This window comes from Nonomuraea sediminis, from assembly GCF_018531495.1.
Lineage (GTDB): Bacteria > Actinomycetota > Actinomycetes > Streptosporangiales > Streptosporangiaceae > Nonomuraea > Nonomuraea sediminis.
This window is the reverse complement of the sequence record NZ_JAHDTI010000013.1, coordinates 340,519-363,244: the sequence shown is the minus strand read 5'-3', so window position 1 is coordinate 363,244 and position 22,726 is coordinate 340,519. Positions and strand designations below refer to the sequence as shown.

At 69.8% G+C, this 22,726-nt stretch carries 21 protein-coding genes; 6 read left to right on the top strand and 15 right to left on the bottom strand.

Annotated elements, in window-relative coordinates; translation table 11 throughout:
- Nucleotides 1–20: 20 nt before the first annotated feature.
- Nucleotides 21–1,229, top strand: a complete 1,209-nt coding sequence (locus KIK09_RS43965) for a pyridoxal phosphate-dependent aminotransferase (protein ID WP_214325451.1) — start codon at nt 21–23, stop codon at nt 1,227–1,229.
- 591 nt (nt 1,230–1,820) lie between these two features.
- On the opposite strand, the gene KIK09_RS43960 is transcribed toward KIK09_RS43965, so the two are convergent.
- From KIK09_RS43960 to KIK09_RS43945, 4 genes are read right to left on the bottom strand one after another with little or no spacing between them, the layout of a single operon-like run.
- The gene (locus tag KIK09_RS43960) at nt 1,821–2,297 is read right to left on the bottom strand and encodes a hypothetical protein (RefSeq protein WP_214325450.1); all 477 of its coding nucleotides are present in this window, start codon (nt 2,295–2,297) and stop codon (nt 1,821–1,823) included.
- Between the two features lie 40 nt (nt 2,298–2,337).
- A complete protein-coding gene (locus KIK09_RS43955; RefSeq protein ID WP_214325449.1) occupies nt 2,338–2,898 on the bottom strand; it encodes a hypothetical protein in 561 nt (186 codons plus the stop codon).
- Nucleotides 2,899–2,927: 29 nt separating this feature from the next.
- A complete protein-coding gene (locus KIK09_RS43950; RefSeq protein WP_214325448.1) occupies nt 2,928–3,821 on the bottom strand; it encodes a PASTA domain-containing protein in 894 nt (297 codons plus the stop codon).
- Nucleotides 3,818–4,312, bottom strand: a complete 495-nt coding sequence (locus tag KIK09_RS43945) for a SigE family RNA polymerase sigma factor (RefSeq protein ID WP_214325447.1) — start codon at nt 4,310–4,312, stop codon at nt 3,818–3,820. The genes KIK09_RS43950 and KIK09_RS43945 overlap by 4 nt, the downstream gene beginning before the upstream one ends.
- A gap of 81 nt (nt 4,313–4,393) precedes the next feature.
- On the opposite strand from KIK09_RS43945, the gene KIK09_RS43940 reads away from it, so the two are divergent.
- The gene (locus KIK09_RS43940; protein WP_214325446.1) at nt 4,394–5,407 is read left to right on the top strand and encodes an adenosine deaminase; all 1,014 of its coding nucleotides are present in this window, start codon (nt 4,394–4,396) and stop codon (nt 5,405–5,407) included.
- Here KIK09_RS43940 and KIK09_RS43935 read toward each other — a convergent pair.
- Together KIK09_RS43935 and KIK09_RS43930 are read right to left on the bottom strand one after the other, a co-directional pair.
- Complete coding sequence (locus KIK09_RS43935; RefSeq protein WP_214325445.1) at nt 5,396–6,217, bottom strand: hypothetical protein; 822 nt, start codon at nt 6,215–6,217, stop codon at nt 5,396–5,398. The genes KIK09_RS43940 and KIK09_RS43935 overlap by 12 nt on opposite strands.
- Nucleotides 6,204–6,743, bottom strand: coding sequence for an RNA polymerase sigma factor (locus KIK09_RS43930; RefSeq protein ID WP_214325444.1), 540 nt, complete (start codon nt 6,741–6,743; stop codon nt 6,204–6,206). The genes KIK09_RS43935 and KIK09_RS43930 overlap by 14 nt, the downstream gene beginning before the upstream one ends.
- A 111-nt stretch (nt 6,744–6,854) precedes the next feature.
- Here KIK09_RS43930 and KIK09_RS43925 point away from each other — a divergent pair, with 111 nt between their 5' ends.
- Nucleotides 6,855–7,589 carry a class I SAM-dependent methyltransferase gene (locus KIK09_RS43925; protein WP_214325443.1) on the top strand — a complete coding sequence of 245 codons (735 nt, stop codon included), beginning with the start codon at nt 6,855–6,857 and terminating at the stop codon, nt 7,587–7,589.
- Nucleotides 7,590–8,322: 733 nt separating this feature from the next.
- Here KIK09_RS43925 and KIK09_RS43920 read toward each other — a convergent pair.
- From KIK09_RS43920 to KIK09_RS43900, 5 genes are all read right to left on the bottom strand, one after another.
- On the bottom strand, nt 8,323–9,204 hold the full coding sequence (locus tag KIK09_RS43920) for a carbohydrate ABC transporter permease (protein ID WP_250574695.1): 882 nt from the start codon (nt 9,202–9,204) through the stop codon (nt 8,323–8,325).
- On the bottom strand, nt 9,204–10,079 hold the full coding sequence (locus tag KIK09_RS43915; protein ID WP_214325442.1) for a carbohydrate ABC transporter permease: 876 nt from the start codon (nt 10,077–10,079) through the stop codon (nt 9,204–9,206). Before KIK09_RS43915 ends, KIK09_RS43920 begins: the two co-directional genes overlap by 1 nt.
- A gap of 66 nt (nt 10,080–10,145) precedes the next feature.
- Complete coding sequence (locus KIK09_RS43910; RefSeq protein ID WP_308164679.1) at nt 10,146–11,417, bottom strand: extracellular solute-binding protein; 1,272 nt, start codon at nt 11,415–11,417, stop codon at nt 10,146–10,148.
- 205 nt (nt 11,418–11,622) lie between these two features.
- Entirely contained in the window at nt 11,623–13,485 is a 1,863-nt protein-coding gene (locus KIK09_RS43905) for an acyl-CoA dehydrogenase family protein (protein WP_214325441.1), read from the bottom strand.
- Between the two features lie 93 nt (nt 13,486–13,578).
- Nucleotides 13,579–14,127, bottom strand: coding sequence for an RNA 2'-phosphotransferase (locus KIK09_RS43900; protein ID WP_214325440.1), 549 nt, complete (start codon nt 14,125–14,127; stop codon nt 13,579–13,581).
- A gap of 64 nt (nt 14,128–14,191) precedes the next feature.
- On the opposite strand from KIK09_RS43900, the gene KIK09_RS43895 reads away from it, so the two are divergent.
- Nucleotides 14,192–14,617: a hypothetical protein gene (locus KIK09_RS43895; RefSeq protein ID WP_214325439.1), complete on the top strand. Its 426-nt coding sequence runs from the start codon at nt 14,192–14,194 to the stop codon at nt 14,615–14,617.
- Nucleotides 14,614–15,171, top strand: coding sequence for a TetR/AcrR family transcriptional regulator (locus KIK09_RS43890; RefSeq protein ID WP_214325438.1), 558 nt, complete (start codon nt 14,614–14,616; stop codon nt 15,169–15,171). Before KIK09_RS43895 ends, KIK09_RS43890 begins: the two co-directional genes overlap by 4 nt.
- On the opposite strand, the gene KIK09_RS43885 is transcribed toward KIK09_RS43890, so the two are convergent.
- Complete coding sequence (locus tag KIK09_RS43885; RefSeq protein WP_214325437.1) at nt 15,154–15,918, bottom strand: AAC(3) family N-acetyltransferase; 765 nt, start codon at nt 15,916–15,918, stop codon at nt 15,154–15,156. The two genes, KIK09_RS43890 and KIK09_RS43885, sit on opposite strands and share 18 nt — an antisense overlap.
- 169 nt (nt 15,919–16,087) lie before the next feature.
- On the opposite strand from KIK09_RS43885, the gene KIK09_RS43880 reads away from it, so the two are divergent.
- Nucleotides 16,088–16,954 carry an alpha/beta fold hydrolase gene (locus tag KIK09_RS43880; protein ID WP_214325436.1) on the top strand — a complete coding sequence of 289 codons (867 nt, stop codon included), beginning with the start codon at nt 16,088–16,090 and terminating at the stop codon, nt 16,952–16,954.
- Here the strand turns inward: KIK09_RS43880 and fxsT are convergent, their stop codons facing one another.
- Genes fxsT through KIK09_RS43865 form a run of 3 tightly spaced genes read right to left on the bottom strand, consistent with a single transcriptional unit; the run spans nt 16,955 to nt 22,706 of the window.
- Nucleotides 16,955–20,890, bottom strand: a complete 3,936-nt coding sequence (gene fxsT, locus KIK09_RS43875; protein ID WP_214325435.1) for an FxSxx-COOH system tetratricopeptide repeat protein — start codon at nt 20,888–20,890, stop codon at nt 16,955–16,957.
- Nucleotides 20,887–22,065 (bottom strand): TIR-like protein FxsC, encoded by a 1,179-nt coding sequence (locus tag KIK09_RS43870; RefSeq protein WP_214325434.1) that lies wholly within the window; start codon nt 22,063–22,065, stop codon nt 20,887–20,889. Before KIK09_RS43870 ends, fxsT begins: the two co-directional genes overlap by 4 nt.
- A complete protein-coding gene (locus KIK09_RS43865) occupies nt 22,062–22,706 on the bottom strand; it encodes a TIR-like protein FxsC (protein ID WP_214325433.1) in 645 nt (214 codons plus the stop codon). The genes KIK09_RS43870 and KIK09_RS43865 overlap by 4 nt, the downstream gene beginning before the upstream one ends.
- Nucleotides 22,707–22,726 lie beyond the last annotated feature (20 nt).

Here is a 22,726-nt window from a genome sequence, read left to right as displayed (position 1 = left end):
GGGCATGCGAGCATAGATGCATGTCCAGCCGACCCCGTATTTCCACACGGATCTCCGCGATTTCCGAGTCCGCAACGCTCGCCGTGGACGCCAAGGCGAAGGCCATGAAGGCCGAGGGCCGCCCGGTCATCGGCTTCGGCGCGGGCGAGCCCGACTTCCCGACGCCCGACTACATCGTGGAAGCGGCCGTCGAGGCGGCCCGCGACCCGAAAAACCACAAGTACACGCCGGCGGGCGGCCTGCCCGAGCTGAAGAAGGCCATCGCCGACAAGACGCTGCGCGACTCCGGCTACCGCGCCGACGCCTCGCAGGTGCTGGTCACCAACGGCGGCAAGCAGGCCGTCTACGAGGCGTTCGCCGCGCTGCTCGACCCGGGCGACGAGGTCGTGGTCGTCGCGCCGTACTGGACGACCTACCCGGAGGCGATCAAGCTGGCCGGCGGCGTCCAGGTCGACGTCGTCACCGACGAGACCACCGGCTACCTGGCAAGCGTGGAGCAGCTGGAGGCCGCGCGCACCGAGCGCACCAAGGTCCTGCTGTTCGTCTCGCCGTCCAACCCGACGGGCGCGGTCTACTCGCGCGCCGAGGTCGAGGCCATCGGCCGCTGGGCCGCCGAGCACGACCTGTGGGTGGTCACCGACGAGATCTACGAGCACCTCGTGTACGGCGGCACCGAGTTCACCAGCATCGCCACGGCCGTTCCCGAGCTGGGCGACAAGGTCGTCATCCTGAACGGCGTCGCCAAGACGTACGCGATGACCGGCTGGCGGGTGGGCTGGATGATCGGCCCCACCGACGTGATCAAGGCGGCCACGAACCTGCAGTCGCACGCCACGTCCAACGTGGCCAACGTGTCGCAGCGGGCCGCGCTCGCCGCCGTCTCCGGCGACCTGTCGGCCGTCGAGCGCATGCGCGAGGCCTTCGACCGGCGCAGGCAGACGATCGTGCGGATGCTCAACGACATCCCCGGCGTCGTCTGCCCCGAGCCGAAGGGCGCGTTCTACGTCTACCCCTCGGTCAAGGAGCTCATCGGCAAGGAACTGCGCGGCCGCCGGCCCCAGTCCTCGAGCGAGCTGGCGGAACTCATCCTCGAGGAGGCCGAGGTCGCCGTCGTCCCCGGCGAGGCCTTCGGCACCCCCGGCTACTTCCGCCTCTCCTACGCCCTGGGCGACGACGACCTCGTCGAGGGCATCAGCCGCCTCACCAAACTCCTCTCCGAGGCCCACTGACCGGCCTCTTCGAGCGCCTGCACGGGTCATTGCCGGTACGGCGGGCTACAGGGCGCCCGCACAGCTTCCAGGACGCGCACACGGCACTTTCCAGGACGTGCGCCACGGCGGCCCCTAGAACGTGAGTACGGCGGCCCCTAGGACGTGCGTACAGCGGGCCCAAGGACGTGCGTACGGCGGGCCGCCACCACCGGCCGCCCGCCGTACCTCGGCCGGCGCCCTGTACGGCGGGCCAGGGGGCCGTGGTACCCAGCACCTGCGGGCGCGTCCCGAGGCGTCGGTTCCGCGCCGGGGTCGGCGAGGCGTGGTGCGGCGGTCGGCCGGCGCCCTGTACGGCGGGCTAGGCGGCCGTGGTGCCTGGAGGGCGAAGGGGCGTGGCGGCGGGTGAGTGTCATCGACTCGCCGGAAGCGCCGGGCGCAGGTCCTTGGCCGAAGTTCGGCGGGCGGCCGGTGGCGGTGGCTTGCCGTACATCAGAAGTCGCTCGCCCTAGATCCAAGATTCGCCCTACATCCAAGAGCCGCCCTGCACCGGGGGTCGCTCACCGTGCAGCAGGAGTTCGCCAGGCGTCAGGGTCAGGAGTCCGCCGGGCGTCACGGGGTAAGGGTGGTGGCGGTGGCTATGCGGGGGAGGTGGGGGGCCAGGGCGGGGGTGGCGGAGAGGTAGATGGCGGTGCCGGGGCGGGCCAGCCACATGTAGCCGATCGAGCCGTCCTTGGTGTGCCAGGACAGGGCCGGGCGGCCGGCCTGCTGGCCGAGGGTCGAGCGTTTGACGAGGGTGGCGAACTGCTCCGCCGTGCGGACGCCGCAGATGACGGCGGCCTGGAGGCGTTGGTCGCCCTGGCGCCAGGTCGTCCCACGGACCTTCAGCTTCCTGGGCAGGGCCTTGATGCGGGTGAAGGCGCCCGCGCGCGTCAGGCCGGGGGGCATGGCGCCGAGGTGGACCCGGTCGCGGCCGCAGGACAGGGCGGGGCTCCTCTGGGCGATCTTGGAGGGAGGCGCCGTCGTCGCGCCGGGCGGGGCGGCGGTGCCGCAGGCGGTGAGCGCGAGCACGAGAACGATCGTGCCCATACGCCGCATCTGCCTCAGTCCTTTACTCCGGGAAAGCTGCTTAGTCTCCTACAGGAGCCTTCACCGATGCGGCAATAGGCAGCAGCTCTTTGCTCAGCGAATCACTCACCCGGATCCACGCTCCCGTGCCGACGCGTTCGAGCCAGACGATCATCCGGCCGCCGCTCGGGCTCTTTCCGATCATGGCGGGTTTGCCGCGGATCGTGGTGCTCCTGGCGTCCACGAGCGTGGCGCGCTTGCGGTAGGTGGCCCAGTCGGCGGCGACGGTGCCGTGTTCGACCTGGGCTTCGACGAAGCGGCTCGTGGAGCCGAACCTGGCCCAGCCGCCCTGGACGCCGCGTTCAGGTTCGATGGACCCGCCGCCGGTCCGGTCGAGACCGGCGGGCAGGTACGTCAGCCAGAAGTTGTCGGAGATGACCGCGAGGGTGGCGGTGGACGCGACCTGGGTGGGGGGCGTCGTCATCACGACCCTGGTGGGTTCCGGCGAGGCCACGACGGCCTGCTGGACTCGGCCGAAACCGGAGGAGAAGAGTTCGTAGATGACGCCCCCGGTCACCCCGAGGGCGAGAAATGCCAGGATCGCGCGCCACCACTGGCCCATACACGGTTGATCCCCGATTTCGGTCGGGACTATTCGGTCGGCTTGATTCCCTCGGCCACCTTCTTGAGCTCGGCGTCCGCGTCGACCTTCTTGGCGTAGTCGGGGCTGATCATCGCCTCGACGGCCAGGTCGTCGCGGAGCATCCAGCCGATCGTCCTGGTGCCGCCGTCGGAGACGACCTCGCTGGCCTCGCCGAACATGGCCAGGTAGCCGGGCCTGCCGTTGACGTCCACCTTCTCGGCGCCCTTGAGCTTGCCGACGCGCCCGCGGATGAGCTTGGCCGCCTCACCCTGGTAGACCACGACCTGGACGCCGTAGTACCCGTCCGGGTTGTCGGGCAGGTCGAAGGAGGTGGTGTAGCTGTGCACGCCGAAGCCGTCCTTGCCCGACCACTTGCCCCAGGCGAGCCCGTCCGGCACGTAGTCCAGGTGGATCCCGCCGAAGGTGCGGCCGTCTCCGAGGTCGCCCAGGTCCTGCGGCTTGTTGTCGTCAGTAGGCGCCTTCACGGTGAGCGTGACCTGGGTGCCCGGCGCGACCTCGGCCCCCGCCGCGGGATCCTGCCCGGTCACCAGGTCCTGCGAATGCTCGTCCGGCTTGCCCGTGGTGAGCTTGACGAGGACGACCGCCTGCTTGAGCGTGGAAGTCGCCTCCTCGAGGGTCATGCCGGTCACGTCGGGCACCTTCACCGTGGCGATCACGGCGCGGTCCGATCCCGTGGCGACCTTGTTCCCCGGGTCCGAGGAAGTCAGCGCCACCGGCACGGCCACGGCGACCGCTGCGGTGACGAGGGCGGCGCCTGCCGTACGAAACCGCAGGACATGTGTGCGGTGCCGCCTGCGGATCGCGCCGCCCAGCGTGGGGGCGGCCTGCACGTCGGCGACGTGGGCGCGCATGGCGTCCTTGAGTGCTTCCTCCACGCTCATCGCATGGCTCCTTCTTCCATGTGTTCGCGGATCCTGGCCAGTCCCCTGGCCGCCTGGCTCTTGACCGTGCCGATGGAGCAGCCGAGCAGGGCCGCGGTGGCGGCCTCCGTCTGGTCCTCCCAGTAGCGCAGGACGAGCACGGCGCGCATCCTGGGCGGGAGCCTGCGCAGCTCGGCGACGAGCGTGTCGCGCAGGTCCAGGTCGGGGCTGTCGGCCGGGGTGTCCGGCGGCCTGGCGGAGATGATCTCCTTGAGCACGCGGCGCCGCCGCGACCTGTTGATCGCCGCGTTCACGACGACCTTGCGCGCGTACGCCTCGGGGTTGTCGTGCCTGATCCTGGCCCAGTGCCGGTAGACCTTCTCCAGCGCGTGCTGGACCAGATCCTCGGCGTCGTGCCTGGTGGCGCCGCAGACCAGGATCGCGGTGCGCAGCAGCGTGGTGCTCCTGGCGGCGAGGAACTCGTCGAACGCCGCCTCGTCTTCATCCGTCATCGCGAGGGTCCCTTGTCTTAAATGAACTCGCGCCCTCTAAACCCGCGAACCCATCAAAGGGTTGAGTGGCAGGATATGGAGATGCTCCGCCCGCTCGACGCACTGCCCAAGGCCCACCTCCACCTGCACTTCACCGGATCGATGCGCCATTCGACGCTCATCGAGCTGGCCAGGGAGCAGGGCCTGCACCTGCCGGACGCGCTGGAGGACGACTGGCCGCCCAAGCTGCGGGCGACCGACGAGCGGGGCTGGTTCCGCTTCCAGCGGCTCTACGACATCGCCAGGTCCGTGCTGTCCCGCCCCGAGCACATCTACCGGCTCCTGCGCGAGACCGCCGAGGACGAGGTCACCGACGGCTCGCGGTGGCTGGAGATCCAGGTCGACCCGTCCGGCTACGCCTCCAGGTTCGGCGGGCTGACCGCCACGCTCGAGCTGTTCCTCGACGCGGCGGCCCGGGCGGCCGAGCACGCCGGGGTCGGCGTCGCGATGATCGTGGCGGCCAACAGGACCCGGCATCCCCTCGACGCCAACACGCTGGCCAGGCTCGCCACCCAGTACGTGGACAAGGGCGTGGTCGGCTTCGGGCTGTCCAACGACGAGCGGCGCGGTGAGGCGCGCGACTTCGAGCGGGCCTTCCGCATCGCCAAGCGGGCGGGGCTGCTGTCCGTGCCCCATGGCGGGGAGCTGCTCGGGCCGCGCAGCGTCGAGCAGTGCGTCTACGACCTGGACGCCGACCGGGTGGGGCACGGCGTGCGCGCGGCCGAGTCCGAGCGGCTGATGGAGCGGCTGGCCGACCGGCAGATCTGCTGCGAGGTCTGCCCGACCTCCAACGTGGGGCTCGGCGTGGCCGAGTCGCCCGCCGAGGTGCCGCTACGGCGCCTGTTCGAGGCGGGCGTGCCGATCGCGCTGGGCGCCGACGACCCGCTGCTGTTCGGTTCGCGGCTGTTGCGGCAGTACGAGCTGGCGCGCGAGGTGTACGGCTTCCGCGACGCGGAGATCGCCGAGCTGGCCAGGCAGTCGATCCGCTCGTCCGCCGCGCCGGACTCGGTGCGCAAGGAGCTCATCGAGTCCGTGGACGACTGGCTAGCCGAGTGAGTCCGCGATCTCGACGGCCCTGGCCCTGTCCGTGACGCCCTCGAGGCGGTAGGCGGTCTCGCCCTCGCTCCAGATGAGGGTCGGGCCTGCCAGGCGCAACGGGATCTGGGTGTTGTCGGCACGCCTGAGGTAGCTGAGGCGGTGGCCGCCGGAGATCCACCAGCCCTGGACACCGCGCACGGTCACCTCGTCGGGCCAGGGCGGGCCGATCTCCTTCAGGAAGTACGGGCTGATGCCGCCGTCGATCCTGTCGAGGCGGATGCCGCCCGGCCAGAGCATCGACACGACTCCTTCGCTCCGGCGGGTCTCCTGGGGAGGGCCGAGGGCCTTGGGGAAGGTTCCCGTGTTCGGGATCGTGTGTTCGCCGGGGATCGTGGTGGGTGTCTTGACCGGGCTGGGCGTGGTGGTGGTGAGGGTGATCTCGATGCCCGCCACGCGCAGGATCCTGGCCACGGCCGCGCGTCCCTGCGGGGTCGCCGCGGTGATGGCGGCCACGACCAGGACGATCGCGGTCACGACCAGCCAGCGTCTCGGGCGCCTGCCACGTCGCGCCGGCGGCCGCCGGCCATCGTCCCGCGTCCCCGGCGCTCTCGGATGGCCTGCGGGGTGGGACCTCGGCGTTCGGGGTTCCGGCTCGGCCCCCTGAGTCCTGGGTTGCGGTTCGGTCTCCTGGGTTCCGGGTTCCGGGGTGGCGGATTCGAGGCGGGCTCGGACGGCGGCGGCCGTGTCGGCGGGGTCCGGGGCCGGGACGTCGAGGGAGGCGCCGAGAGCCAGCAACTCGGCTTCCAGGTCGTCGTCATGCGAGGTCACGGCCCACCTCCTCCCTCAGCCGGGCCAGGCCGCGGTGCGTCGCCGACTTGACGGTGCCGAGCGGCCAATCCAGCACCTGGGCGGTCTCCGCCTCCGACAGCTGTAAGAAGTACCTGCACACCACGGCCTGGCGTTCCCGCTCGGGCAGCGTCTTGACGGCAGCGAGCAGGCGGGCGCGGCGGTCGGTGGCGACAGCCGTACCCTCGGGGTCGTCGGGGGCGCGGCCGTCAGCGGTCATGCTCAGCTTGGCCGTCAGCTCGGAGCGGCGGCCGCGGGAGCGGGTCAGGTTGTGCGTCTCGTTGGCCACGATGCGCAGCAGCCAGGGGCGGAACGGCGCGTCGCGGCGGAAGGAGGCCAGGTGGCGGAAGGCCTTGACGAACGCCTCCTGGACCACGTCTTCAGCCTCGTCTCCCGCGCCCAGCATGGCCGCCGTCCGGTGCGCGAGCACGCTGTAGCGGGCGACCAACACCTCATAGGCGGATAAATCGCCGGATAGGGAACGGCCAATGGCCTCGTCGTCGTCCATGGACGTAGGAGATTCCATCGCATCGTGGTCGCCGGGGGAAGAGGTGCTCCCAGTCCGAGCTGGGCACTAGACTCGGTCAGATCCGCGAACCCCCTTTGGAGGAACGGACCCATGTCTTCTGGGTATGACCGTGTAGTGCAACCGGCGGCCGGTGACGAGGCCCTGGAGAACCACCTGGGTGGGGACGAGGCCAAGAACTATCGGCAGTACGAGTTCGACATGGTCGCACCGCATGTCGGCCGTTCCATGCTGGAGATCGGGTCCGGGCTCGGCCACTTCGCCGAGCAGTTCCTGCCGCGGCTCGACCGGCTCGTCGTCAGCGACTTCGACCCCTACTGCTGCGAGCAGCTGTCCAAGCGCTTCCACGGGCGCGACGACATCAACGTCCTGCAGTTCGGGCTGCCGTGCGACATCCCGCTCAAGGACAAGGTCGACACGGTCGTGCTCATGAACGTCCTCGAGCACATCGAGGAGGACTCCGAGGCGCTGCGGTCGCTGGCCAGGGTCACGCTGCCCGGCGGGCGGATCATCATCTGGGTGCCCGGCTACATGCAGCTCTACGGAGACTTCGACAAGAAGGTCGGCCACGTCCAGCGCTACACGCCCAAGACGCTCGGCCGCACGGTCGCCAAGGCGGGCCTCGACATCGAGGTGCTCAAGCCGATCAACTTCCTCGGCGGCATCGCCTGGTGGGCCGCCGTCCGTCGCGGCGGCGTCGGCTACCCGGACCCGCGCCTGGTCAAGATCTACGACCGCACGGTCGTCCCGACGACCCGCTTCATCGAGCGCTTCATCCGCCCGCCGTTCGGCCAGACGGTCTTCTGCGTCGCCCGCGTCCCCGGCTGACCTCTCCCGCTCCCGTACGGCAGGCTGCCGCCCCCGGCCGCCCGCCGTACTCGTGGCTGACCTCTCTGCACTGCGAAGGGCTCTCGTACGGCAGGCCGCCGCCCCCGGCCGCCCGCCGTACCCAGCTGAGGACCCGCGCCCGGCGCTTCCGGCGAGTCGATGCCGCTTTCCCGCCGCCACGACACGTCGTCCTCCAGGCACCACGGTCCCCCCTCACCGCCGCACAAGGCGCCGGCCGACCACCGCACACCTCCTCACCGACCCCGGCGCGGGAACCCTGTACGTGGGTCCAGCGCGGGAACCCCGTGCGCGGTTCTGGGTCCTCGTGTCCCGGGTTGCCCGTGACCCTAGGTGCCCACGGCCTCGGTGGTTTCAGGCGCCGGGTCGGCGGGAGGCGGGTCGGCGGGAGGCGGCGCCCTGTGCGGCGGGAAACCCAGGGCCGCGGGACACCGGTAACAGAGCCGCGTAACGGCGAGCGACCCCGCATCGCCGGAGGAGCGTCTCCCTGGACAGAGCCCGGCCGAAGTGCGTCGGGTGGCGGTGGCGGCGGCTCGCCGTACGGCAGCAAGAAAACTCACCGTGCGACAGCAAGAAAGCTCGCCGTAGGACAGCAAAAAAGCCCGCCGTAGGACAGCGGAAGGGCTGGGGAAGTGAGACGCCCCGGCCGCCGCCGTGGTGGAGGGCACGGGGCGGCCGGGGCCCGGGCGGGAGGAGGACGCCCGGGTGGAGGGGGCTATTTGATGGAGCCGGCGGTCAGGCCGCCGACCACCTTCCGTTCGATCAGGGCGAAGAGGATGATCACCGGGATCGTGGCGATGACCGAGCCGGCGAACAGGTTCTGCCAGTCGACCTCGTACTGCCCGATGAAGGAGTTCAGCGCGACCGTCAGCGGCTGGTTCTGCGGCGAGGTGGTCAGCGTGAGCGCGACCACGAACTCGTTCCACGCGGCGATGAACGTGAAGATCAGCGCGGTGATCACGCCGGGCATCGCCAGCGGCAGCGTGATCCTGAAGAGCGCGCCGAAGCGCCCGTTGCCGTCGATGAACGCGGCCTCCTCCAGCTCGCGCGGGATCGAGGAGAAGTAGGCGTTCAGGATCCACACCGCGAAGGCCAGGTTGAACCCGCCGTTGACCAGGATCAGCGACCAGATGCTGTCCACCAGCCCGAACTGGTAGAACTCCCGGTAGATGCCGACCAGCATGGCCGTGGGCTGGAACATCTGCGTGGTCAGCACCAGGATCAGGAACGCGACCCGGCCGCGGAACTTGTAGCGGGCGGTGTAGTAGGCCGCGGGCAGCGCCACCAGCAGCACGAGCAGCGTCGAGCCGCCGGCCACCTTCAGCGTGACGAACAGGTTGTGCGCCAGCCCGCCGGTCCAGAAGTTGGCCAGGTTGGACCACATCCAGTGCGACGGGAAGATCGTGGCCTCGCGCAGCGTGGACTGTGGCCGCAGCGCGGTCAGCAGCATGATCAGGTAGGGGAACAGGAAGATGAACGCGATCACGTAGGCCACGGCCGCCAGGATCACCGTCTTGAGCTTCGGCATCCGCCGGGGGGCGACCGGGCGCGACCGGGCGTGCGAGCGGGCCGGGTGCGGCGCTGTCCTGACGGCCATCACGCGACCTCCTGCTTCCATCGGGACATCTTGAGGAAGATCGCGGTCAGGATGATCACCGTGCCGAAGTTGATCACGGACATCGCGGCGGACTCACCGATGTCGGCGCCCTTGAGGATGTACATGAAGATCGTCGAGGTGGCCGTCGAGTAGCCCGGCTGGCCGTGGGTCATCGGCCAGATGATCGGGAAGCTGTTGAAGACGTTCATGACGTTGATCAGCGCGGCCACGGTCAGCGCGGGACGCAGCAGCGGCAGCGTGATCGACCAGTACGTCCGCCACTTCGTGGCGCCGTCCATCTTGGCCGCCTCGTAGACGTCCGCCGGGATCGTCGCCAGGCCCGCGAGCAGCGCGTACGTGGTGAACGGCACCGACACGAAGACGGCCACGAAGATCAGCCAGGGCATCGCGGTCGAGGCGTTGCCCAGCTGGTCGGCGTCCGCGCCGCCCATCGCGGGGATCAGCCCCAGCCACTTCCTGATGATGTTGATGACGCCGACCTCGGGGTCGAGCATCCACTTGAAGATGATCGCCGTCATCAGCACCGAGGCGGCCCACGGCGCGATGAGCGCCCACCGCGCGACCTTGCGGCCGGGGAACCGCTGGTTGAACAGCTGGGCCAGGGCCAGCGAGATCAGCACGGTGAGGCCGACGACCGCGACCACCCAGATCAGCGAGCGGAACATGATCGCCCCGAAGTCGGGCGCCGCGAACAGCTTGGCGAAGTTCTTGGTGCCGTTCGAGCCCTGGACGATGCCGAACCTGCTGATCTTCAGGAACGACGACCTGACCATCTCGACCACGGGCCAGAGCACGACCACGGCGATCAGGATCACCGCCGGCCCCACCCAGGCCAGGGGTTCCAACCTTCTCATGAAGAACCTTTCATGGAGATACGGCCGGCGGCTGGCGAGCCGCCGGCCGTACGGATCCCCGCTGGATCAGCCGGCCTCGGCGACCTTCTGCAGGTCACCCAGGGTCTTGGCCGGGTCCTTGACGGCGCCGCCGATCTGCTGCTTGATGGCGGTGTTCACCTCGGACCACTTCGGGTCCTTGAAGGGGTAGAAGCTGGCGTTGGGCAGCGCGTCGAGGAACGGCTTGAGCTTCTCGTCGCCGGCCAGCTTCTGGATGCCGCCGTTGGTCACCGGCAGCAGCTTGTAGTTGTCGACGATCTTGTTGACGGCGTCACCGGTGTAGAAGAAGTCGAAGAACTTCTTGATCTCGGCGCCGTGGCCGTTCTTGTTGAACGCCATGATCCAGTCCATGACGCCCAGCGTGGTGGTCAGCGGGCCGGTCTTGCCGGGGATGGGCGCGACGGCGTACTGGTCCTTGACGGCACCCTTGTCGAAGATCGGGATCGACATCGGGCCGCCGTTGACCATGCCGACCTTGCCGGCGGCGAAGTCCTCCCAGACCGCCTTGCGGTCCTTGGTGCCCGGGTTCGGGGTGGTCAGGCCGGCGTCGACCAGGCCCTTGACGTAGGTGAACGCCTCGACGTTCTGCGGGGCGTTGATCTGCCACTTGCCGGAGGCGTCGGTGTAGCCGCCGCCGTTGCCCAGCATCCACAGGAAGGACTCGGCCTGCGCCTCCTCCTGGCCCAGCGGCAGGCCGAAGGGCTGGCTGACGCCGGCCTTCTTCAGCTTCTCGGCGTCGGCCTTGAGCTCGTCCCAGGTCTTGGGCGGCTCGGCGATACCGGCCTTCTTGAACAGGTCCTTGTTGTAGAACAGCGCGCGGGCCGAGGACACGAACGGGATGCCGTAGGCCGTGCCGTCGACCTTGCCGAAGTCGGCGAACTTCTGCAGCATGTCGCCGGAGACGTTGGGGGACAGGACGTCGTCGACCTTGTAGAGCAGGCCGTCCTTGACGAAGCCGGAGTAGTCGCCGGTCTGCAGGATGTCGGGCACCTGCCCGTTCTGCACCATGGTGGCGACCTGCTTGTCGATGTCGTTCCAGTTGATGACCTGGACGTCGACCTTGATGTTCGGGTTCTGCGCCTGGAACTCGTCCACCACGGACTTCCAGAACTTCGTGCCCGCGTTGTCCGCCGTGGGGTTGTCGCCGTAGTCCGCGGCCACCATCTTCAGGGTGACGGGGCCTGCGCTTGACGCCTTGTCGCCGCCGCCGTTCGAGCTGGTTCCGCCCCCGCCACAGCTGGACAGGACCAGCATGGTGGCCAGGCCGAGAGCGGCACCGCCCACAAGCTTGATGTTCACCGTTGATACCGCCTTCTCGTCGGACGGGCCATGCTGGTCCGTACCAGCGGCCTGGCCCCGCCCAAGGGGATTGGGGGTGCGTGAGCCGCAGCTCACCGCGTTTGCGTCAGCGTAAGCCGGGATTCACCAGCCGGTCTATACCGCCAGATATCGGTTTGAGAACATGAGAGCAAAGCAAATGGGTCATCCGGTCTAGACCGGGGCGTCAGAGGATCTTTCTCCGCACGTTCTCGCCGCCCTCCGGCGCGCCGATCCACGGCCCCTCGATCGACGGGTCGAGGATGCCCTCCTCCAGGAAGGAGTACCGGCCCTCCAGCACGTACCGCGCCAGCCGTACGTCCTGGCCGTCGGTGTTGTCCCACAGGCTGCCGAACAGCGCGTCCACCCGCTGCCTGGCCTGCTGGCAGAACGTGTCGGCCAGCTCCTGCGGGCGGCGGCCCAGGTCGCGGGAGTCCTCGTCGGCCTTCACGCAGGCGGCCGTCATCGCGAACAGCTCGGCTCCGATGTCGACGATCCTGCCGAGGAAGGCCTGCTTGTGCTCCAGCCTGCCCTGCCACCTGGACATGCCGTAGAAGGTGGACCTGGCCAGCTTCCTGCTGGTCCGCTCCACGAAGCGCAGGTGGCCCGCCAGCGGGCCGAACTCGGCGTAGGCCGTGGGCAGGTTGCCGGTGCCCGCCACCAGCGAGGGCAGCCACTTGGCGTAGAAGCGGCCGGCCCGTTTGAGTGCCTGCGCCCGCGCCTGGCGGCTGGCCTCCGGGTCGATCAGCTCGCCGGCCGCCGACAGGTGGGCGTCCACGGCCTCCCTGGTGATGAGCAGCTTCATGATCTCCGAGGAGCCCTCGAAGATGCGGTTGATCCGCGAGTCGCGCAGCATCTGCTCGGCCGGGACGCCGCGCTCGCCGCGTGCGGCCAGCGACTCGGCCGTCTCGAACCCGCGCCCGCCCCTGATCTGGACCAGTTCGTCCAGCGCCTTGTAGGACTGCTCGGTCGAGTACAGCTTGGCCAGCGCGGCCTCGATCCTGATGTCGTTGCGCTGGTCGTCGGCCATCCTGGCGGTCAGGTCGCACACGGCCTCGAGCGCGTAGGCGGTGGCGGCGATGAAGGCGATCTTGGTGGCCACGGCCTCGTGCTCGCCGAGCTTCCTGCCCCACTGGACGCGCGCCGTACCCCACTCGCGGGCGATCTTCACGGCCCACTTGGCGTTGCCCGCGCAGGTGGCGGGCAGGCTCAGCCTGCCGGTGTTGAGCGTGGTGAGGGCGATCTTCAGTCCCTCGCCCTCACGGCCGACGAGGTTCTTCGCCGGGACCCTGACCTGGGAGAACTCGGTCACGCCGTTCTCGATGCCACGCAGGCCCATGAACTCGTTGCGCCGCTTGACCGTGATGCCGGGTGAGTCCGCCTCGACGACGAACGCCGAGATCCTCTTGCCCGTGCGGGCCATGACGACCAGGAGGTCGGCGATCACGCCGTTCGTGGTCCACAGCTTGACGCCGTCCAGGACGTAGTCGTCGCCGTCCCTGGTCGCGGTGGTGGACAGCCTGGCCGGGTCGGAGCCCACGTCCGGCTCGGTCAGCAGGAACGCCGAGATCTCGCCCCGGGCGCACCTCGGCAGGAACTCCCGCTTCTGCTCCTCGGTGCCGAACTGCTTCAGCGGCTGCGGCACCCCGATCGACTGGTGCGCGGACAGCAGCGTCGCCAGCGCCGGACAGTACGAGCCGATCAGCATCAGCGCGCGGCAGTAGTACAGGTACGGCAGCCCGAGCCCGCCGTAGTCCTCCGGGATGGTGATCCCGAACGCGCCCAGCTCCCGCAGCCCCTTGATCACCTCGTCGGGAATCCGCCCGGTCCGCTCGATCACCGCCGGGTCGACCTGCCCGTCCAGGAACCTGCGCACCGCCCTGACGAACTCCTCGCCCCGCTTGGCCGCTTCCTCCGCCGGCGCCGGCACCGGATACACCAGGTCCAGCCGGAAGTCACCCAGGAAGAGCTGCTTGCCGAAGCTCGGCCGCACCCACTCCGTCTCCCTGGCCTGTTCCCCGACCGCTCTCGCCGTTGCGTAGTCGCTCATGACGCCTCCCGGTCTCATCTCCTTCCTATGACTGCCACTGCCGTCCGGCAAGTAACTCCTCCAGTACGGCGAGCCGCCCGCCGTCGCGGAAGGCTAGGAGATCCCGCGGACGCGCAGGTACGGAGGCGGCACGTGGGCGGTGAGCCAGACGCCGTTGGCGGAGCGGTGGAAGACGTGGCCGCCGGCGTGCATGGCGGCGGCGTCGACCGTGAGGATCACCGGAGCGCCGCGGCGTGAGCCGACCTTGGTGGCCGTCTCGACGTCGGGCGAGAGGTGGACGTGATGGCGGGCCATCGGCCGCAGCCCCTCCGTCAGGATCGACGGCAGGAACCTGCCCACCGTGCCGTGATAGAGCAGCGCGGGCGGCACCGCGGATTCGAGATCCAGGTCCACCTCCACCGAGTGCCCCTGGTTGGCGCGGATCAGGCCGTCCTCGACGGTGTAGCGCCGCTTGTCGTTGCCCCCGACGACCTCGTCGAGCTCCTCCCGCGTGATCGGGAAGCCGTGGGCCGCGGCGGCCGACAGCAGCGTGTCGACCGCGACCCAGCCGTGCGCGTCGAGGTGGATGCCGATGCGCTCCGGCTCGTGACGCAGGTGCTTGGCCAGGTATTTGGAGATGCGGACGAGCCTTTTTTGCTGCATGGCTTCCATTTTAGTTTGTGTACGACGTAAGCTTACGTCGTACACAAACCTCAAGGAGGCATACGTGATCGCCATCGTCGTTCCGCTCGTCTGGCTGGGCTGGCTCATCCTGACCGAGTGGGTGCCCATGTACCCGCTCAACGACCTCGCCCCCGGCAACCTGCGCCACCGCATGCTGGCGGCCTCCATCAACTACCCGTTCCCCCTCCTGATCGCCGGCGGCGTCGCGCTGCACCAGACGTGGTCGCTGATCGCCGCCACCGCGCTGTGCGTGCTGGTCCTGATCGGCCACGTGCAGAGCTGGTGGGTGCCCTACTTCGGCACCGCCACGCCCGAGCAGCGCGAGACCTACGTGCGCGACTACTCCAGAACGCTGAAGATCATCCCGACCGAGGGCCACGACGTGGTGATCGACGTCCAGCACCTGGTCGTCGGGGTGCTCTCGCTGCTCATGTTCGGCACCACGCTCGCCGCTACCCTGGCTGGGTGAAGCAGCGAGGAGGGCGGCCCGCCGTACTGAGCCTGGACCGCATCCTGGCGGCGGCCGTCGAGGTGGTGGACGCCGAAGGGACCGAGGCCCTGACCATGCGCCGGCTCGGCGCGCAGCTCGGCGTGGCGCCCATGTCGCTCTACCGGCACGTACCCAATCACGACGCCCTGCTCGCCGCGGTGGTCAACCGGCTGTTCTCCGAGGTCGAACTGACCCTCGGGCAGAGCTGGCCCGAGACGCTGTACGGCTTCGCCGCCGCCTACCGGCGGATGCTGCTGGCCCACCCGGGGGCCGTGCCGCTGCTCGCCACCCATCCGGTGGACCTCGAGATCGGGCTCCAGCTGGTGAGCGGGCTGCTCGACCAGTTCGCCGCGACGGGCGTGGCGCAGGAGGAGGCCATCACCGTCGTCCAGTCGGTCGGCGTCTACGTGCTCGGCCACGCCCTGGCCCAGGTCGGCCCGCATGAGCCGACGCCCCCTGCCGAGTTCTACGACACCTGGTTCGACGCCGGGCTGCGCGCCATGATCACCGGTTTCTCAGCGGTGCACCGCTAGCCAGCGGCGCGCCGTATCGACCGACAGGGTCATCGGCATCAGGCGCGCCCAGGCCCGCGCGACCTTGCCGCGCCGCACGTCGGTGTGCCGGTCCAGCTCTCGCCCGATCCAGGGGAAGTCGCTGTCGTCCAGGACCACGTCCTGGTAGGTGACCCACTGCGACAGCCCGTCGACCTGCATGACGCAGCGGTACACGCGGCGGGGCGGATCGGGCCTGTACAGGTACTCGGCCAGGTGCAGGGCGGAGCAGGCCCCGTAGCCGACGCCGATGAGCAGCACGCTCGCCCCCAGCGCGTAGAGCTTGCCGAGGGGCGAGTCGGGTCCCAGGTGCGAGGTGAGCGGGTGGCCCGCCATCAGGTGCGCGGCGTGCGGGCCGGTGGCCGCGAAGGACGTCTGCGGATGGGCGCTGCGGATCGACCCGCGGCGGGTGCGCACGTAGTCGGCGATGCGTCCCGTGCTCGCGGCCGAGGTCCTGATGTGGAAGGGCGGCATCTCTGCCCTGAACGCGAGCACGTCCTGCTCCGACAGCCCGGAGACCTTGCGCAGGTGGGCGCGGGAGGTGTCGGAGTTCTCCGGCGTCGAGGTGGAGACCACCAGCGTGCCCGAGGGGCCGAGGACGTCGAGGATCGTCTCGGCGACGGTGGCCGCTCCACCGGGGATGTAGCCCATGCCGGCCAGAGACGCGTGCAGGAGCACGATGCGCCCTTCGGTCAGACCGAGCCGTTGAAGATCCTCCGCCAGATCCAATGACGACCCCTGAACCGTGTGTGAGGTAACGACGTATCCCTCACTGGCTGGCCAACTTTTGCTATCGAGTTGGAGAATAAGTGACGACGAAGCCTTTCTCCACGCGGCCGGGTGCGGTCTGCTACAGGAGCCGGGACGTCACGGGGGCCCAGAGCCGAGGAGGCGTGCGTTGACGGATATCGTCCGGGCGGACGACGGCAGGCGCATCGCGGTCGAGCAATCCGGAGACCCCTCCGGGAGGCCTGTGTTCCTTCTCCACGGCACTCCGGGAAGCCGGATGGGACCGGCGCCGCGCGGCATGCTGCTGTACCGGCTGGGCATCCGGCTGATCGCCTTCGACAGGCCGGGATACGGCGGGTCAGACCGCCTGGAGGGCCGCGACGTCGCCGCGGCGGCCGTCGACGTGCTGACCATCGCCGAGGCGCTGAAACTCGGCACGTTCGCGCTGGTCGGCAGGTCAGGAGGGGGTCCGCACGCGCTCGCCGCCGCCGCGCTGCTGCCCGGCCGGGTGACCAGGGTGGCCGCGCTGGTCAGCCTCGCCCCGCAGGGCGCCGAGGGCCTCGACTGGTACGAGGGCATGACCGAGTCCAACGTCGTGGAGTACAACGCCGCCGCCTCAGGGGTGGGCGTGCTCGAGACGCGGCTCGCGCCCAAGGCGGCCGCGATCCGGGCCAACCCCGAGAGCCTGATCTCCGGGCTCTACCAGGAGCTGTCCCCCAGCGACCGGCAGACCGTGGCCGACCTCGGCATCCGCCGCATGCTCGTCGACAACTTCGCCGAAGGACTGAAGCACTCGGCGTACGGGTGGATAGACGACGCGATGGCCTTCTCCAAGCCGTGGGGCTTCGACCCGGCCGACATCGCGGTGCCGACCCTGCTGTGGCACGGCGCGCTGGACGGCTTCTCCCCTGTCGGCCACGCGCGCTGGCTGGCCGACCGCATCCCCGACGCCAAGGTCATCGTGCAGCCCGGCGTCGCGCACTTCGGCGCGCTCGACATCCTGCCCGACGTGCTGCCCTGGCTGGTGGAGAGCTGACTACGTCGGCTGCGGCTCCAGGTCGCGGTTGAGCAGCCGCCAGTCGTGCAGCGCGGTCAGGTTGGGGTGTTCCCTGCCCAGCACCTCGGCCATGACGGTCAGCAGCCGCTCGCGCGTCTTCCTCGCCTCGGCCGCGTGCTCGGGCCGGCCTGAGCGGTGCAGCGTGACGGCCAGGTTGGCCTCGCAGGCGATCGTGTCGGGATGCCGGTCCCCCAGGGAGTCGCGCAGCAGCGACAGCGTGCGCCGCTGCAGCGTCTGCGCCCGCTCGAAGTCGCCGGTGTCGGTCAGGCAGTTGGCCAGGTTGATCGCCGCCGACAGCGTGTAGGGGTGCGCCTCGCCCGGCCCGTCGATCAGCGCGTCGAAGGTGTCCTGGGCCAGCTCCAGCCCCGCCTCGAGCTCGTCGGACTCGCGCATGTAGCAGGCGAGGTTGTTCCTGGCGGCCAGGGTGTAGGGGTGGGTGTCGCCGAGGTCGCGCCCGTAGGCGCCGACGACGTCGCGGGCGATCTGCTTGGCCCTGGGCTTGTCGCCGAGCGCGGACACGCAGCAGCCGAGCTCGAGCAGCGCCGCGGTGCGCTCGGGGTCGTTGGGGTGGTGCAGTTCGTAGCGGTCACAGGCCTCCGTCACGATCTCGGCGGCCTCGCTCTGGTTGCCGTCCTTGCGCAGCGACACGGCCAGGCTCTTGGCGGTGCGCAGGGTCTCGATCGAGTCGGGTCCCTTCTTGCTCGTCCGGTATCGATCGAGCGTCTCGCGCAGCAGCCTGGTCGACTCGCCGAACCTGCCCAGGTCGCGCAGGTCCCTGGCCACGTGGAGCGCGGAGAACAGCGTCCAGGGATCGTTCGGCCCGAGCGCCAGCCGGCGCCGCTCGAAGGTGTCCTCGTCCAGGACGAGGGCGCCGCCGGAGTCTCCGATGAGCCGCAGCGAGACGGCCAGGTTGTTGGCGGCCGACCAGGTCTGGCGGTGATCCTCGCCGAAGAGGTCCCTGAGCTGCTCAAGGGTCTGGGTGTCGCGGGCCAGCGCCTCGGTGAACCTGCCGAGCCCGCGCAGGTCCGCGGCCACGCCGAAGGCCGTCATCAGCGTCTCGGGGTGGTCGGGACCCAGGTCAGGGGATGCCTTCTGATGCTCGAGCGCCCGGGCGTCCAGGTCGTAGGCCTCGCGGTAGCGACCCTGGGAGCGCAGCAGGTTCGCGGTCAGGCGCTCCAGCTGCAGCAGGTTCGTCCTCAGCGAGTCGTCCTGCGGACTCTGCTGAATCCTGTCCTCCCACACCCGGTGAACCGTCCCGGCGAACTCCACCCCTTCCTCCAGCTCGCCCCGCTGCCACAGGTAGCGGACCCGGTCGAGCAGCAGTTGCCTGGTCTCCTCGCGGGAACTGCCGACCGCCTGCGACGGCTCCAGGTGCGGCCAGATCTGGTCGTAGAGCGCCCACATCTCCGGGTCGTCCGTGCCGCCCTCGCGAGGCCGCGCCGCCACCAGGATCTCGTGCACCTCCTGCCGGGTGCGCTCCGCGGCCTCCTCGTCGAGCTGCCCCCTGATCGCGGCCTGCACCAGGCGGTGCACCTGGATCGCGTTGCTCTCCACCTTGGCCAGCGAGAACTTGGTGATCTCCCGTACGGCCTGCCCGATCATCAGCCGCGAGCGCATCCTCCTGTCGTAGGGCAGGAGCAGCCTGGCCACCACATCGCTGTCGATCATCCGCATCGCGATGGGGTCGGGCCCGAGGAACGCGCACAGCTGCATCAGCCGGGCCGCGGCGGGAGACCGGGACTCCAGCTGCCGGAGCGAAACGTTCCAGGTGGCGGCCACCTGGAGCGGGTAGTCCCGCGACTCGGCGACCTCGCCCACCTCCCGCAGCTGCTCCTCGAACAGCTCGATGCACTGCGCGGCTGTCATCCCGGTCTCGGCCAGCCAGGCGGCCGCCTGCTCGACCGCCAGCGGCAGGAACCCCATCGATCCCGCCACCGCCAGCGCGTCCTCGTCACTGAGCCCGGAGACCCGCATACGCAGGTGCTGGACGGCCTCCTCCTGGGTGAAGACGTCCACGTCGAGCGACTCGGCGACAGTGCGCCAGCCGGCGTTGCGCGAGGTGACGATGACGTGCCCGGTCCCGCCGGGCAGGAAGCCGGACACCGCTTCAGGGCTGTCGGCGTTGTCGAAGATCAGCAGCCATCTGCGGTACGGCTGGCCCCTGCGCAGCGCCTCGCGCACCGCGTCGGCCGCCTCGCTCATCCTGCTGGTCGCGACCGACAGGCCGAGCGTCTCGGCGAGCTCGGCCATCGCGGTGTTGATCAGCGCGGGCTGCTCGGCGGCCACCCACCACACCACGTCGTAGTCGGCCATGAACCGGTGGGCGTACTCCAGCGCCACCTGGGTCTTGCCGACCCCGCCCATGCCGTGGACCGCCTGCGGGAGCACGACGGTGGCGCTGCCCGCCACGAGCTGGTCGCGCAGCCGCTCCAGCACCTCGCTGCGGCCGGTGAACTGGGGGTTCCTGCCCGGGACGTTCCACACCGGCGGGATGGCGCCGGGGAAGCGGGGCGCCGGGTAGGCGGGATGCTCGGTGGCCGGCGCCGTCCTGCCGACCGCGCGCAGCAGGAGCTCGGTGGCCTGCGCGGCGTCCAACCGCCCCAGGTCGACCGGTGACCAGTCGGCGAACGCCTCGGGGACCCGCACGTCGGTCACCCTGATCGGGATCAGCGTGCGGTTGGCGCGCAGCGGGTCGGCGGCGGCCGCGGCCTCGAGCACCGTGCGGCCCTCCTTGGAGCGCAGGTAGGCCGACGACAGCACGACGATCGTCTGGGAGGCCGCCTCGACGGTGTGCTCGGTCGACTGGGGCGCCGCGGCGTCGTTGTCGCGGGTGAGCACCTGGATGCCGGCGCGCTGCAGGGTGGCCTTGATCCAGTCGGCCCACATGCGCTCCTGCGGCATGTAGCTGAGGAACACGTCGGCCGGCCTGGTGGGCCGCCTGCGCACGAACACGTCCTGGTAGCGCCGGTGCACCTCCTCGTCGAGCTTGGCCAGCTCGCTGACCTCCCCCTCGGTGATGAATCTGGCCAGCCGTACGTAGGCGGCCAGCAGCGGCGACGGCAGCCCCGGGGCGTCGGCCAGCGTGGCGAGGGTCTCCTCGAAGGCGTAGAAGGGCAGGTAGGGGATCTCCACGTCGGCCCAGTACCTGTCGAGGTCGCTGCCCTCCAGGCGGCTCGGCAGGCCGGCGAACTTGATGCGGGCCAGGGCGCGGCCGTTGTCGAGCTTGACCTTCTCGGCGCTCTCGATGCGCATCGGCACCGGCAGCACGCGGATGTTGCGCTCGCCGTACCTGTTGACGATGCTGCGCGCGACGGCGGCGGCGCCCTCGATGCTCTGGTCGCTCAGCGTGAAGCAGTCGACGACCACGTCGGGCATCTCGATGGTGCAGATGTCGGCGATGTCGCTGAGCCCGGTGCGGGAGTCGATGAGCACGTAGTCGTAGTGGCGCTTCATGTCGGCGCGCAGCGCGGCGAAGAACTGGCCGCCGCCCAGGCGGTCGTAGAAGTTGTCCCAGTCGAAGCTGGAGACCAGCGAGGAGTAGTCGCGGTTCTGCCTGCCGGCCGAGATGAAGTCGAGCGTGCCGTCGCCGGGGAAGTAGTCCCAGCTGATGGAGACAGCGTGCGGCAGCACGCGGGCGTAGTCCAGGTGCCAGTCGAGCGGGCGCTGGTCGTCCTGGTGGGCCGCCGTCCAGGCGTAGTCGCTGATGATGTCGATGACGCCCTTGGTGTCGCGCAGCACGCCGGCGCCGAGGAAGGGGTGGAAGAAGCGGTGCAGTCCAGGCGATTCCAGGTCCCAGTCGACGGCCAGCACCCGGTGTCCGTGCGAGGCGAGGATCCAGGCCGTGTTGGCCAGCGACATCGTGCGTCCGGTGCCGCCCTTGTAGGAGTAGAAGGTGATGATGCTGCCTTCGCTCATCGTGACTCTTCCCGCCCTTCTGAAGGACCAAGCAGCCGGGGACGTCTGACGGCGGGCCCCTGCGGAGGAAAGGTCCTCGCGACCCTGAGGAATCTGCTGCCGACCACGCGAGCGACGTCAAGCAGAGTTCTACCAAACTGCTGGACGGTGGGGATACCACTGTCGACGCTTCTGGCGGCGGCGCGTCCTTCGAGCAACTTGCGGCCGAGCGTGCGCTCGGCGACGTCCCGCAGGTCGGGGTCGTCGTCGGCGCGCGGCCACGGCATCAGCACCGCGATCCAGGGCTTGTGCAGCGCGTCGAAGGCGGCCAGCCGCTCCCGCCGCTCAGGTACGGCCAGCGTCCACGGATCCACCAGCAGGATCCCCGGCCAGGCGGGATGTTCGCCGCCCGACAGCAGCTCGTCCACGTCCTCGTCGAAGGACCGCAGGACCGGCTGGTACTCCTCGCGCCTGGCCAGCTCGGCGGCGTAGCGGGCGATCGGGCCCTTCGAGGTGGGGTAGTAGGGGTTCCAGTCCAGCTCGCGCTCGCCGTAACGGTCCGCGGCCCCGCCCGCGGGAAGGCTGTCCACCGTCAGCGAGGCCACCGTGATGTGCAGCGGCGCCCGCCGCGCCGGCCCCTTGAACGCGTTGGGCGCCCCGAAGTAGTCGGTAGGCACGCCCTGCGCGGGCTGCGCGTGCCCGGCCGCCTCGACGACCCGCCTGGCCAGGTGGTCGACCGTCTTCTCGTAGTCGCTCCTGAACCTGTTGAGCTTCATGATCCCGTAGAAGCCCATGGTGTCGTACGGCTCGCCCAGCGCCTCGGCCGTGATCCGCGGATCCTTGGCGACCTCCGGCGTCTCCGACGGGCTCACCGGGGTCCACAGCGCGGGCACGATGGCCTCGAGGGAGCCGCGCTTGGCGAAGGCGGACCACTCCTTGCCGCAGAACTCGCTGGCGAAGTACCGCGGCGAGTAGAGCGGCACGAACACCCGGCAGGTCGCCACCGCGGAGGCCAGGTGCGTCTCGTCGCCTGCCATGAAGCCCGCCTCGTCCAGGTGCCGGACGTCGGCCAGCTGGGCCACCTTGACGCGCAGGTCGTTGAAGAGCATGAACACCCAGCGGTCTGGATCCCGCTCGTCGTCCTGGTCGCCGGGCGTGCGCGCGTAGCTCAGGAAGAAGTAGGGCCGGCTCGTCATGGGGCCTCCCTGGATCTCGGGTCCTGGGGAGTCTCGAAGACGTTCTCGAGATTCTTGAATCGGTTGGGGTTGCACGACCTGAGGTTGGTCGCCCGCGCCACGCTGACGATGCGCCAGGCGATCTCGTAGGTCGCCTCTTGGTAGTCGTGCCGGTATTTCTCGACGCTGGCCAGCTTGAACAGGCCGAACCTGCGGTAGTTCTCCCCTATTTCCGTGTGCCAATCCTGTAAATGGCCGGCGCACGGCGGGATCTCTTTCCTGTCGACGGGCGCCCAGAGAACCGGAATCATCGCCCGCACCGGAACCTTGCGGCGGCTGTTGTGCACGGCCTCGCGCCTGGCGAAGCCGTCCCATTCCTGGCCGCAGTAGGGGCGGGTGAAATAGCGAGGCTGGTACATGGGGACGAAGACGTAGCAGTCGGCCAGCGCGCGGTAGATGCCGGGCTCCCAGTCGTCGCCCGTGCGCAGGTTGCGGTCCATGAACCCGGCGGCCTCCGCGCTGGGCGCGGCCGTCAGCTGGAGGATGTTCGTGCGCAGGTCCTGGAAGAACTTGAACGCCAGCCGGTCAGGGTGCTCGCCGTCGACCGAGTCGGTTGGGGGGCTGTGCGCGTAACTGAAGAAGAAGTAGGGGCGCACTCGCACCCGCGGTGTTTCCCGTGGTC

What these genes read in the sequence shown, in the direction of transcription:
- KIK09_RS43965 (WP_214325451.1), top strand. Translation starts at nt 21, where the DNA reads ATGTCCAGCCGACCCCGTATTTCCACACGGATCTCCGCGATTTCCGAG.
- KIK09_RS43960 (WP_214325450.1), bottom strand. Translation starts at nt 2,297, where the DNA reads ATGGGCACGATCGTTCTCGTGCTCGCGCTCACCGCCTGCGGCACCGCC.
- KIK09_RS43955 (WP_214325449.1), bottom strand. Translation starts at nt 2,898, where the DNA reads ATGGGCCAGTGGTGGCGCGCGATCCTGGCATTTCTCGCCCTCGGGGTG.
- KIK09_RS43950 (WP_214325448.1), bottom strand. Translation starts at nt 3,821, where the DNA reads ATGAGCGTGGAGGAAGCACTCAAGGACGCCATGCGCGCCCACGTCGCC.
- KIK09_RS43945 (WP_214325447.1), bottom strand. Translation starts at nt 4,312, where the DNA reads ATGACGGATGAAGACGAGGCGGCGTTCGACGAGTTCCTCGCCGCCAGG.
- KIK09_RS43940 (WP_214325446.1), top strand. Translation starts at nt 4,394, where the DNA reads ATGCTCCGCCCGCTCGACGCACTGCCCAAGGCCCACCTCCACCTGCAC.
- KIK09_RS43930 (WP_214325444.1), bottom strand. Translation starts at nt 6,743, where the DNA reads ATGGACGACGACGAGGCCATTGGCCGTTCCCTATCCGGCGATTTATCC.
- KIK09_RS43925 (WP_214325443.1), top strand. Translation starts at nt 6,855, where the DNA reads ATGTCTTCTGGGTATGACCGTGTAGTGCAACCGGCGGCCGGTGACGAG.
- KIK09_RS43920 (WP_250574695.1), bottom strand. Translation starts at nt 9,204, where the DNA reads ATGGCCGTCAGGACAGCGCCGCACCCGGCCCGCTCGCACGCCCGGTCG.
- KIK09_RS43915 (WP_214325442.1), bottom strand. Translation starts at nt 10,079, where the DNA reads ATGAGAAGGTTGGAACCCCTGGCCTGGGTGGGGCCGGCGGTGATCCTG.
- KIK09_RS43905 (WP_214325441.1), bottom strand. Translation starts at nt 13,485, where the DNA reads ATGAGCGACTACGCAACGGCGAGAGCGGTCGGGGAACAGGCCAGGGAG.
- KIK09_RS43900 (WP_214325440.1), bottom strand. Translation starts at nt 14,127, where the DNA reads ATGCAGCAAAAAAGGCTCGTCCGCATCTCCAAATACCTGGCCAAGCAC.
- fxsT (WP_214325435.1), bottom strand. Translation starts at nt 20,890, where the DNA reads ATGAGCGAAGGCAGCATCATCACCTTCTACTCCTACAAGGGCGGCACC.
- KIK09_RS43870 (WP_214325434.1), bottom strand. Translation starts at nt 22,065, where the DNA reads ATGACGAGCCGGCCCTACTTCTTCCTGAGCTACGCGCGCACGCCCGGC.